The 13,465-nt window shown below is 61.7% G+C and carries 2 protein-coding genes; both read left to right on the forward strand.

Annotated elements, in window-relative coordinates; genetic code table 11:
- Window positions 1–84: 84 nt before the first annotated feature.
- Entirely contained in the window at window positions 85–11,472 is an 11,388-nt protein-coding gene (locus tag BCCGELA001_RS33390) for a neuraminidase-like domain-containing protein (protein ID WP_060737227.1), read from the forward strand.
- Between the two features lie 73 nt (window positions 11,473–11,545).
- A complete protein-coding gene (locus BCCGELA001_RS33395) occupies window positions 11,546–13,306 on the forward strand; it encodes a hypothetical protein (protein ID WP_144441624.1) in 1,761 nt (586 codons plus the stop codon).
- Window positions 13,307–13,465 lie beyond the last annotated feature (159 nt).

The raw sequence follows: 13,465 nt of genomic DNA on the forward strand, positions 1-13,465 counted from the left end.
TCAACCATACACCGCATTTTCCGCGGGTTTCAACCGAGTGGGGGCTCGGTCCTTATTGTTGCCCCCTGCGTGCCGGGGCTTTTTATGTCCTCTCTGCAATTTTTTATCTATCTGCTCGATCAGACGCAGCAAACCGGCAAGGACGAACTCGGCCCCGTCAGCGTCGAGTTCTACGAGCGGAAAATTGACGGCAGCGACGAGCAACTGCTGGTGCTCGTGAACGGAGCTTACGTCCCAAGCCTGCCGGTACCCGGCGCGACCCAGCTCTTCACCGGTGAAGACCCGCTCACGGACATGAGCGGAACCAATAACACTCCGGGTGTCCTGGATGCACAGTGGAAGCCATGGGCCGAGGTCTGGACCGAGTACAAGCCCTACGTCGGACTACCAGCCAACCAGCACACCCGCGTACGCAAACGTGTCGAGGTTCAGCGGTCGATTCCGCTGCAGGGCAACTTCGATTTTCAGATCGTCGTAAAGCGAGACGTCAAGGGCACCGTCCGGGAAATTGGGCGCTCCGAGCTGTTTCGGAACTGCCGGGACGATCTTACCGACCTCAGCCCAATGGACGAAGAAAGCCTTATCTGGATAGGCGTCCCCAGCGCCGGGCAAGAACGCCTGCCCGGTGCCGCAAGCGCCTCCACCGACGTCCAGTACGAACGCGTTCGCGGCGAGACCGCCAACGTGCTGAAGGACGAAGGCGTTACGCTGACGGCCCTTTCCTACACTGCCATCGCGGAAATCGCGGCACAATCGGTTAGCGGCCTCGATGTAATCGGCATGCCGCCGCCGACGCCCGCCAAGAAGCTTTACGATCCGGATTCGGACAGCATGCCGGCCCTGAAGACGCATGGCATTCGCCTTGCGCTCGAGGCGGAGGTCCAGCAGCGCAAAATTGGATCCGAGCAGGCGGCGCGGGATCGCGCGGCGCTGGTTGCAGCGCTCTCCACGGGATTTACCTGCCAGCAATGGACCGCCGACCCCGCGACGGCCGGCCGCTTCTCCTGGTTGGTCCCTGTCGATCCCGCTATTTGGAATCCGGCATATTCGAACACCACCGTCCGCGTCGATGTGACCAACATCGATCCGCTGACGCTGCGGGTACCGGCAGCGTACTTCTACGCGGTATCGAAGGATCTCGACGCCGGCACTCTGGCACTCGAGCGCTATAATCTGGCTGCCGGCAACACCGAAGTCAGCCTCCGCGCCAAATTCCGGCAGGCGCAGACCAGAAGAGTGATCGGACAGACCCATTCTCCGATCACGGACGCGGCAAACATCGATCCCGCATCCCCCAGCCTCAGCGATCGCCTGGCTGCCCGTCGATTGCAGGGCCTTGCGCCGCTGGATCTCGACGGCCGGCCGCAACCCAGCACCCATAGCGACGCAGTCAAGCTCTCCTACGCCAATTGCAAGGCTCTGTTCGATGACTGGCTTGGCACCGACAGGCCCGACGATGAATATTGGAAGAACATTGCAGGGTCCGCGCAGACAACGCATTTCCAGCTGATTCGTCAGGTCGTGTGTGCCGGCGTCGCCAAGCCCGTCCCGGTTGGCGGGGTAGCTGGCCCGAGCTTCGCGGAGTATCTCGAAACCGATCCGGTTTTTGCGGCCGTTACCACCGTCGACGGCCTGAAAGCCGAGAACGAGGGAGCCTGGGCGGAGGCATTCAAGCAATACTGGGCGGGAGATATCGACGAACTGGCTGCCCGCCAGCAATGGCAAACTCTGCTGCTGCGCTTGCGCCGCTACCTCGCCACGCCGCCGGGGCCGGCCGCGGCCTTTGCGCCGCCCGGGGCGTCCAAGTTCAGCGCCCGGCCGGCCAGCGTCGCCGGGTTGAAAGACTTTTTCGACGCCAACCCGACCTTCCGCTTCGATCCTATGCCCGGCGATCGGCCAACCACCGCCGCGAGCATCAAGGCTTTGCCAATCACGGACGAGTCGGTCAAACGGCAACTGCTCGTCCTGTATTTTCTCGACCGCGCTGCCGGTCCCGGAGACGACCGCCTTCTGAAGATGGAAGCCCTCTATTTCCGCGGCTTCACCGATCCGTGGCCAGTCGCGCGTCTGTCGGAAGATCAATTCAAGGCGGCATTGCTGGGCACCCTCGCCTATGCCGACGCGCTCGGCATTCATGGACGTGCCGTCACACTCACCAACGAGTTTCCGGAACCGCCGGACGATCGCGACAACACTAGCCCGGTCGAGTCGGTGTTTCGGCCGGTCAATCATGACGGCCTGCTCACCGATTGCATGCCCGCCGAGCATCTGTCGCCGTTCGGGCCGGCTGGCTATGCGCGCGCCTTGCTGGACAAGAAGCGCGATCCAACGGTTGCCTCGCTCGGCGCCGAAATTGCCGGCAGGCGCGGCGACCTCGGCGCGCTCGATGTCACGGCTGCCAACACATTCACGCCCGTTCCCGCCGTCGACGTGGTCAACGAGGCGCTTGAAAGCCTTGTCGGTCTCGCTGAAGCGGATATCGACGCACACCCCAACGGCGAGCTGCCAGCGGTCGCTGCGCCCGCGATCTTCCAGACCTCAATAGGCGTGACGGCTGACGAACTCACCGCCGTCCCCGAACATTCCACGCCGTCGGCGCCTGCAGATGCCGCAGCCCTTACGCGGCAAAAGGCTGCATACGACCGGCTGCGTGAAGATTTTTCGTCGTTCACGCGCCCGTATCATCAGCCGCTCGATATAACCCGCAGCTACCTCGAACACATGGGGTCGCGCCGCTACGACACGATGCGGACGTTTCGCAAGGACATCCACGAATTCGTCAAGCAGCCGCAGGACATGGCCAACGCGAAGGCGTTCGCGCCCTACTTGCCCCCCGAGTTCGACACGCAGACTCATCTGCGTCGCTACCCGGTGCGCATCGATACGGCCCGCGAATATCTCAAGCTGAGCGTGGAAGAGCACCGCGAAGTCTTCACCGAAACGCTGAACAATTCCCGGCAGAAGCTCTGGCAATTCTGGGGCTATGAGTCGGCCCCCGGGACCGGCCACAACGACACGCCGAAATGGGCCGACTGGCTGGATACGCATCGGGTCGTGATGCGGCCCGATGCGAATGCCCGGCCGGCCGGAGTCCGGCGCCTGTCGGAATTCCTGCTGCGCAGCGCCTTGAGCTACCGCGAGTTTCGCGATCTGGTAGCTTGCGGCTTTGTCCCGATCATGGTGGCGCGGGGGCTGCCCGAGGAGGAGCCCTGCGATATCGGCGAGTATGAGATCGACTTTGCGCCGCTCAACGCCGACGTCGCCCTCGAACGGCTGGCGGTTTTCCTGCGGCTCTGGCGCCTGCTGCGAAAAATCCCGCACACCGACTATTCCTTCGAAGGCATCCTCCAGCGCCTGCGCAGGGCGCGCGAACAGATGCGGAATTGGGACGGCGCCCGGGCGTCGATCGCCGCCATCGAAGCCGCCGTGCGTGCCTTCATCGCCGCTTTCGAGAAAGCGGGAACAACGCCGGTCGATCCGGCGAACCAGCACGCGGCCAGCGATGCCGTAAGGGTGGCGTTTGCAGCGTTGCCGAACCAGTACGTTCAACTCGCCGCAGCGGATGCTGCGATCGACGCCCTGAAAACGAGACTCGAACGCCTGGAAAGCTCAGCCAACGCACAGGTCACTGACGACATCAGGACCCATGCCGGACGCATCAAGGCGAGCCTTACGGCGTCGGAAGTCGCGCGGAAAAGCATCGAAAACATCGAGACTCAGGCCGAAGGGCTTGCAGTTGCCATCGCCAGCGGTGAAGTTCGAACTGCGCTGAAGCAACGGGTGCGCGAACTGCGTGTCAGCCTCGCCGACGGGTCTGACGCCTTGGACTCCCTTGCTGATCTCCCCGCCGCCCTGACAATGCTCGACGGCCTGTTGCCTGCAGCCAGCGCCGCACCCGTCATCAGAAACGCCAAGGCGCAGATTGCTGCCGTTCTGCCCGGCATGGCGACTGTCCCGAATGTGAAGGCCGCTGCCACCGCCGCCGGTCAGGACATGGACAACGCCGTCGCGGTGTGGTGGCCGTCAACGATCGAGATCGACAACGCCTTCATTCAGGGAAAACTCGACGCGCTGACAACCGCATTGAAAGCGCAACTCGGACGGCTGGGCCTGCTTCCTGCCGCGTCAAATCGCGTAAAGGCATTTGCAAAGGAGTTGGGCCGGCTGCCGCTGGACCAACTCAAGACCCAGGCAACGGTCGATAAATGCGAGGAATTGCTGACCGCCCTCAATGAAGACCGGCTGCAGGACGAAATCCGCGATACCGTCACTCCTGTCAGCGTGAAGATCGATTCCCTTCCGGCAACGTTCCCTGGCGCTGCCGCAGCCCGCGAGCGCCTTCGTGACCTGATCGACCTCATCAATGGCGAACCGCGCGACGGGTCATTCGCCGGACCGCTTGGCGAGATCGAGGATTTGCTCGGCTGGTGGGAAAAGCTCGCCGCCACAGATCAGTCTTTTCTGGCGCTGAAGCAGACCTGCGACGTGCTGGGCCTTTACAACGGCGCCAACATCAACGCCGATTTCATCAGGCAGCTTGCCGCCATGCAGATGCTGCGCGACGACTATGCGCTGTGTCTGATCGACGTGCTGCCGCTCTGGCTGCCGGCGGCGGGCGGTGCCGACACTCCCGTTACCGAACAGGCGAAGAAGGACCTCGCCGCGGTCATTCAGGAGCGGGCGAACTGCTACCGCAAGGAACCAAAGAAACGTATCCTGCACGCCGAGGAATTCGGCGAAATCGCCGACCTGACCAGCCTTCGTTCGGATGCCGGCAACGACAACTACCCGGCATTCCTGCAACCCACGCATACCCTGCGGTTCGTCGAAGTCTGCTTCAAGATCGCGCATTCCGACTTCAGCGTCGGTGAGCTTTCCTTCCTCTATCTCAACCGTCACCTGACGACATTCGAGGACGATCCGTTCCGCGTCGAGACCGTCGAGAACAACATCAGGGAAAACCCGTTTGCCGACAAGTTTTCCGACTGCACCGATGCATCGATGCTGCGCCTGCAGCGGCTGCTCCGCGGCGCGGCGTACGGGTCGATGATATCGGATCGGCCCGACGCTAGCGATGGCCACAAGCCGACATGGGACCAGAACGGCGGCGAAAAAAGCAAACTGAAAGGCAAATTTGCGCTTAGCGACGACGACTTCAAACGTCTCGATCGCGTGTTCGCAGCTGATCGCCAGCCCGACGGTCTCTGGTCGCCCACGCCAAACAATGACGACCTGAACAAGCTGTGGCTCAGGCTTGCGGACGAACTGAAAAAGCTCGGCTATTCCGATCTCGACGCGTTGAAGAGCTTGTTGACCGAAGACAAGCCGAAATTCACGACCGGCCTGCTTGAGGCCGATGTCACGCGGTACACACAAAAAAATCCCGCGCAACCGAAGAAATACGACTTCTCTGCGATATTCGCCTTCGACCCTGCGACCAACAAGCTTTCGTGTACGGGCTTGCTGGATCCCGTCGATATCCTGACCGAAGCCACGCGTCTCAGGAAAACCGATACGACAGATACGACCCCCTTTCCACCTTGCAAGCCGGGCGAAGTGACGGCTATCCGCGACCTGTTCGAACAGCCGCGGCGCACGCTGGCCAAATTCTCCCTGATACTCCCCGACCAGCGCGAGGCCGCACGCCGCCTGCTCCGTCCCAAGAAGGCGGCCGACCGCATGAAGGTGTTCGTGCGCTATTTCTTCATCTTCTTTCGTCAGCAGCTCGTCGTCGCCGACCACCTTGCAGCCCATGTCTTACAGCGTGAACCCGTCAAGAATCCCGACGTCGAACTCGACAATCTGTCCACGACGGCGCGTTATTTACTGCTGCATCACATCGAGGCGGACGAAAACTGGAAGGACAATAGCGGCGCCTTCCAGTACCCGGCTAATCCAAACGCCAAGGCGATCGCCGGCATCCTCGGCCTGCGCGGCACCGGCATCTGGACGACGTTCTCGTCGTTCAAACCACCCGGCCCCTACACCGATGTTTTCAATCAGCGCTTCGACAGGTACGTGGCGCAGGTGCCCGGAGCCCCGGGCTTGCCCAATCCAAATTACGGGCAGTTGCAGACACCCCCAGCATTCCCGGTATTTCCGCCGTTCGCAAATCTGCCTCTAACCACCGCGCTGATGCGCGAGATTTCCGGCTCGCTGAACTATCTTGATCATGCGAACGACAAGTACGGGGATAACGTCGGACCGAACAGTAACGACTGGCTCTACAATGTTCCGAAGCCGCTGCGTGTACCGGAACCGGTTGACCACCTCTTCTTGCACCCGATACCGCCAACGCAGCAGCAAGTTGAGCTGAGAAGCGGCTATCAGCTGCGCTCCGATCCGGCCGACAAGGCACGCTATGGCGGCGCGGTTCCGTACTATATCGAGTGGAATGGCCGACTGCAGGTCACGATCAAAGGTGAGCACCGATTTGTCACCTCCTTCAAGCTCCCCGACGGAGAAGAAGGACCTCTCGGCACCACCACCATTCCCAATCTGACCGACGACGGCATGCGCATCGAAATCGCGGGTGCGACGAAGGAGATCGTGCCGCTGCATGCGCCCGGCGGCGCTTCCGATTCGCTGGCCCTATTCGGCAACGACGCGGACGGCGCGTTCCACACCGCCCCGGTCTTCACAAATCTCGAGCCGCGCCACTATGATGTCAAATTGACATTCGTCGACTACTCGGTCGATCCCTCCATCTATGAGATCAGCAAGGGTCCGAGCGGCATCAAGGACAGGCATGTCGCATGGGTCGGCGTTTTCGTGAATTCGCCGGAGGCCTCGTCTCTGCATGGTTTGAGCGACATCGCGGTGACGCGAAGCTTTCCAAAGAATCCTCCGGGAGGCGGCGACACAACTTCTACAGAATTCTTCGAAGTGCTGGCCCAGTCGCTGTTCATCGAAGTCAAGGAAGCACGAGACTTTCCAGGATACGCTGGTGCCGCACCGCCGCTGCCGTTCTTCTATCCCGAGCCATACTATTTCAGCTCGATCCGCGACATCCGTCGCAGCTACCAGCGTGCTTTCAAGGCCGTGCTGTTCTGCCACCGCTTCCGGCTGGTGGAGAAGGAGGTTGCGTTCCTTCTGAGCAAGGGCACCGACTTTCGGGGTATCGCGCACACGTGGGCGACCACGACGGGGAATTGGGAGTCGCGAAAGCTCAATTTCGACTTCAACCAGTGGAGCGTCGGCGACGCCTTCCGGCACCGCCCCGACGGCGAGGATGTGCGCCAGTATCCGGAAGCGCACATGCCGGACCGCGTCTGGCCGCTGTTCGACCAATGGGAGCGCTTTCACGACTATGTGCAACTTCGCTCGGACGTTTCCGCCGCCGCCACGCCGCTGTGGCAACTGTTCAGCGACGCGGCCAATCCGGCAACTCCGCCGACCGCGCAACGGCTGGTGTGCGACCATCTCGGCCTGAAGGCGAGCGTGGCGCCCGACGCCCTGCTCTATACGATCGACGCCAGCCCCGACTATCCGGAGTTGGCGAAGACCGCGCTCAAGACCGAGGAGTGGCCGATCCGCGTCTGGCAGGCGGCGCAGTGGCAATACGCCCGGCAGCGACGGTTCGCAGCGGCGCGCGGCGTTGCGCCGGCGAACTGTCGGGAATGGGCGAGGTTCGAGCCGAACGTGCCGTCGCTGCGCGAGTACATCACCGAAGCCTATCTGGAAAACGGCCCGGTCCGCCGATATGCCAACCTCGCGCAACTGAACGGGCCGTTGCGCGAAAGGGCACGCCTCGCGCTGGTCGGATATCTCACTTCGCTCGATCGCTGCACGATGCCGCAAATGAACGGCGGACCTCCGTTCGCTTGCTCCGCGCGCGATCTCTCCGAGCGGCTGCTGCTGGACGTTGAAACGGGAACATGCGCGGCAACGCCTCGCTTTGAAGAAGCGTGTGCTGCGTTGCGAACCTACGTCCAGCGGCTGCGGCTGGGGCTTGAGGAAGTCTCTACCGACGATATCAGCCGCGACTTCCTTGAAGACTGGGACCTGCGCCTTGCGGAATATCGCAGGTGGGAGGCGTGGCAGTATCGAAGTGTCTACCCCGAGAATTATCGCGAGGCTTATCTGATCAATGCGGCCTCGCACACCGAAAGCTTCGCATTTCTTGAGCGTCATCTTCAGCAGGAAAGCCTGACGGCCGATCAGGACTGGGACGATCTCGCCCCACCGCTGATGCCGGCGATTCCCGGGCTGGTCCGCTGGATCGACAGGTTGCCATCGCTGTCCGAGGCACTTCCGACGAAACCGGATGGTTATGAGAATCTGACAAGACGAGACCGCGCGCTGAGCCGGACCGCGTTGAGCCCTGCCGAGGTCACGAACAAGGTGGATGGGCGCGAGACCAACTCGATGCGGATGTTCCGCGATGCGCCGCTTGAGCTGGACGGCAGGTTCGTCCGCCTGCAATGCAGCACGACCGACAGAGAGGACGATTTCTACTTCTGGCTGGTCGATGGTGCAGCTTACGACAAGCCGACGCAGGATGCCGGCCAGGATTGGGAGCATCCTTACAACCACGACGATTATGTGACCGGCATTCCCGCCAGCCTGCTTGGCTGGGACACGAGAAAGAAGGTGCGGCTTGCGTGGTGCAGGATACGCGACGGCATCGCAGACGATGTCCGCGTTTCGGATTACGGCGTCCCGCTTGCCGCGAGCGACAGCAACTTGAAGTTCGACAAACGCGATGTCGACCTTCTGGTGTTCCAAGTCGACGGCGCGGCGAAAATCGACCAGCGTTTTGTCTATGACCCGGACGAGAATATTGCACGGGTACTGGTGCAGACGACCTGGAACGCCGGCACCGCGCCGCCCGCCGGCGGACTGTCCTCGTTTCCGCATTTCATGGCGGCGGCGCCCGGCGCCGCAGCGAGCCCGGCGACATTCCACGCGCCGGCCCTACTTGTGCAGAAGCATCTGCGTCTGCACGACCGCGGCGACGCGGCACGTGAGTGGCTTGAGTTCCTGCACAAGCCGCTCGCGTGTTCCAACGGCTGGCTCGACCCCAAGGGACTGGCCGGCCGTCCGAACGCCAGAGTCCTGGTTCTCAACTGGCTGGAGAACATCCTTGATATCGGCGAGTCTCAGCTTGCCGGCCAGCGTCTTTCGACCACCGAACTTGCCCGCGAGACGTTCGCCCTCGCGCGCAAGGTGCTCGGTGACCGGCCGCGACGGCTGCGCCACCAGGATCCCGACACCGCGGACAAGCTTCGCAGCTTCGTTCCCGAATCACCGCCCCTGAACCGGCGTCTTGCCCTATTGTGGGATCGCACTGACCGTCTCGCTACCGCCATCCAGCGTTGCGAGAACAGCCGTCAGATCATAAATGATCGCACACAGCGCGCCCTGTCACGGTCTCCCGTGGCCACGCCAGCCTACGGCGACATGCGGCTGCACGATGGCTGGATGTGGCGCCATGCCTACGACAGCACCGAACTCGATCGTGACGAATGGCTGGTACCGCCGCCGCATTACCGGTTCAACGTCGTCCTGCAGAAGGCGCTCGAGCTGTGCGCCGAAACGCGCAGCTTCGGTGCCGCGCTGATGTCCGCCTTCGAGAGAGGCGATGCAGAAGAACTAGCCCTGCTGCGCTCAAGGCACGAGGTGCAGATCAATCGACTGCTACTCGATGTACGACGCTCGCAGTGGCGTGAGGCCGACTGGCAACAGCAGGCGCTACAGAAGGCGCGCGAGATCCTGGAGATCAAGAAGCAGCATATCGAACACCTCATTCAGGTCGGGCTTATTTCGGACGAGCAGTCGTATTTCGCCCACATGGAAGTGGCGAAGATGCTCACTGCCGCCACCGAGGGGTTCGAAATTGCCGCGCAGGTACTCCTCCTTGTCCCCGAGGTGTATGTCGGCGTTTGCTCGATGGTGAAGTTCGTCAGTGGGCAGAAGTACTCAGCCAGCTCGAAGATTGGCGCCAGCTTGTTGCACATGCTGGCTTCGGTCAACAGTATGGACGCCTCCATCGACTCGATGCGAGGGTCGTTTGCCCGCCGCGAGGAAGAATGGCGCCACCAACTGGAGGTTGTGAAGATCGAGCTCGAACAGGTGCGCCGTCAGATTCTCGCTGCGGACCGGCGGCAGGATATTGCGTTACGCGAGTTGAACATCCATCAGGACACCGTCTTGAATGCGCAGGAAATCCAGCGTTTCCAGCAGAGCAAGTTCACCAATGCTGAACATTTCTGCTGGCTTCAGGACAATCTCGCCGGGCTCTATCGCGAGATGTTTGACGTCGCGCTTGCGGCAGCAAAGGACGCCGAAAACGCCTTCCGCTACGAGCGACACTATGCATCCTCCGGTTTTCTCGCGTCGGTATCCTGGACCAACTATCGCGAGGGCATGACGGCGGGCGATCACCTGCTGATGGCTCTTCGCCGCATGGAGCAGACTTACCTGCAGCAGAACGTGCGCGAATACGAACTCGGCAAGAGTGTTTCGCTGCGGCTCTGCGCGCCGGACGCGCTCGTCAGCCTGCGACTGACGGGCACCTGTGAGGTCGATCTGCCGGAGTGGATGCTAGATCTGGAAATGCCGGGACACTATCGGCGCCGGATCAAGAACGTGGCGTTGAGCGTGCTTTGCGCGACAGGCCCCTATCATACCGTCAACGCTAAGTTGACCCTGCTATCGGATGCGGTGAGGTTGTCGCCTCAGGTCGACCCGCAGTATCCGGAGCAGGTCGTGCTGGCAGGTGATCCGCGGTTCGTGCGCCGTTACGCCGCACATCAATCGATCGTCACAACGTCGGCCCAGAACGATACCGGCCTGTTCGAGACCAATCTGCGCGACGAACGCTATCTGCCCTTCGAAGGCGCCGGCATGATTAGCCGGTGGCGAATCGAAATGGACCCGACGACGACTCAGTTCGACCCGGACTCCTTGACCGACGTGGTGCTGCACTTCCGCTACACCGCCATGGAGGGCGGCGCAGAGATGCGCGAACAGGCGCGAACCACAGCCAGGCAAAATCTCCCCGTGGAAGGAAATCCTGCGAACCGGTATCTGGACATCCAGCACGACTTTCCGGCCCAGTGGACCAATCTGCGCGAAGGCAGCGCAACCCGTATCTCTGTACAGGTCGATCGCGACATGTTTCCCTGGAGCCGGAACAACGAGAATGTTGTTGTCGAAGAGCTCGACGTCTACTTCAAGCCCGAGGCTGGAGCGAGCCTCCCGCCGCTCCTGGAAATCAAGGTGAACGGCCAACCCTGCGAGGCTGCGCTTGTCGATCAGTCTTACGGACCCGTTTATCACGTCAGGCTGTCGCTCTCGCCGTCGGTCATTCAATCCGGGACCGCGAGTGCCTCAATCCAACTCGAAATTGCAGCGCCGGTCGGTGCCGCCGTCCCGCAGCCAGAGGTGCTGCTGGTTTGCTTGAAATACTTTTTCGCGCCACCGAAAACGGAGGTAGCACCTTGCGAACGCTTTGCCTCGCTCAATTGATCTGGTGGGGGCATTCGTCGCGGACCGATATTTGACAATGGAGCGTCATGAGGACGTGGATCAGGGGGCACAAATGAGTGCATTGACGAGATTTCAGATCGTGTGGGCCGAGACGAAGGACCTGCAGGTGCCCGCCGGCGGAGATGCGACGACGCTGGCGAGGCTACGGCAGCAGGTGGCCGCAATCGCCAGCGAAGCCGAAAGGAGCTTTTCGCGCTTCGAGTCCGTCCCGGCCCAGGACGATGATCTGTATGGAGCGGACGTCGCCGCTTGCACAGCCGCCGCGGCCGAGGCGGCAGTACCCGATGCGCTGAAGAACATGCGTGTGATCCTGTGGCCCAGCGCCGACGGCAAGACGCTGACCAAGGATGAAGCCCTTCCCGCGCCATGGGACACCGCGACACCGGATACAATGGAGCTGATTGGACGTTTCACGGTCGATGGCCACGAAGTGTCGGCATTTTCGCGCGCGGTTCGCCCGAATGAAGATGCGCCCCGTTTCGTCTCGCTGGTGACCGGGACAGGCCTGCCGCCTGGTACCTCCGTGTACGTGCCGCGCGAGGTTCGGCGCAAGCCGGTCGACGCGAAAACCGCACGGGTGGCATTTTGGCTCGCCGTCGCCTCGATTGCCCTCTTTGCCGTGGCATGTCTATGGTCGATGAGTGTGGGCGACGTGACGCGAGCAGCTCGGAACGCCTTTGCGGCCAGACTTGCGGCTACTGTGCCCGCTGCAGCGCCCGCCCCTGCCGCTCCTGCAGCCCCAGCCGCTGGAGCTCCCGCAGCTCCAGCGGCGCCTGCGGCCCCCGCTGCGGCTCCGGCGGCCGTTGCGGCCCCTGCGACACCTGAGACAAAGTGCTCAAGCCAATTTGACGATAAGCGGCCATCCACACTGTTCGGCGCGCCGCAAGACTGGTTGCCAGGAACCGCAGGAAAGGACGGCGCCTGCCTGACGGAGTGGCTAAAGGCTGTTAGCGATGCGCAGAACGCTTCCAATCGCGACTGGTGGTCGCGGACCAAGGTATGGTTGGCAAAATGGACCGTCTCTGATTCAGGATACGCGTTCTCATTGCGAATGCCGATCCTTCTGACGATGGCATCAATTATCATGGTGGCGCTTGCGGCCGGTCTCGGCGTGATGGGTCGGCCGCTTGGCCTGTTCATCGACAAGCGCAACCGAATGAGCCTCACCAAAGTTCAATTCGCGATCTGGCTTGTGATCCTGATGGGACCGCTTGCGGCCTACGCTCTGTTCAACGTCGGTTTTTGGGCGGAGAGTTTGGGCCGAATCCAGGAAGGCGTGGCGTACGCGACCAGTGCAGCCAACGATTCGCAACTGAAGCCTTGGGCGACAAAGTTATCAGGCTTGCTGGAATTTACACCCAGCATGGAATCGACATTGTGGGCTCTGCTCGGAATCTCCGGTGGGACAACCATTCTGTCGAGCTTCATAACCCAGCCGGGCACGACGTCCGCTTCCCCTGCCGGTGCCACGCCTGTGCTTCCTCCGCGAAGGACACGCATCCTCACAAACGATGATCCGAAGGATGCCGCGCTTGCAGACCTAGTCTATGGTGAGACGGCGGAGGATGATGGAGTTGTCGATTCTACAAGGGTGCAAACGATTGTCATCACCGGCGTACTCGCAGCAATCTATGTGAGCCTGGCCCTAGAGGCGGCCGAACGAATCGGCGGATTGTCTGCAACCGGAGCTGTCGCCGAAGCGCGGCAGGTCTTTTCGAGCATGCCGCCGGTCGGCGCGACGTTCTTGTGGCTGCTCGGCCTCAGTCACGCCACGCTGCTGGGTGGAAAACTGGTCGGAGCGTATAAACGATAACGACAATCCTTCTGTTGAACCGCAGCTCGCTCGCGCTGCGCAGATGAGCACTTGATAATTAGACTCATTTCGGAGGTAGCTTGGCGAGAAAGCTGGTTGGAACGACGTTCGTACGAAAACATGTTATGCCAGCAAAATTTGACTATCAGCCCACGGCAG

It is taken from the genome of Bradyrhizobium sp. CCGE-LA001 (genome assembly GCF_000296215.2).
In the GTDB taxonomy this organism is placed as follows: domain Bacteria; phylum Pseudomonadota; class Alphaproteobacteria; order Rhizobiales; family Xanthobacteraceae; genus Bradyrhizobium.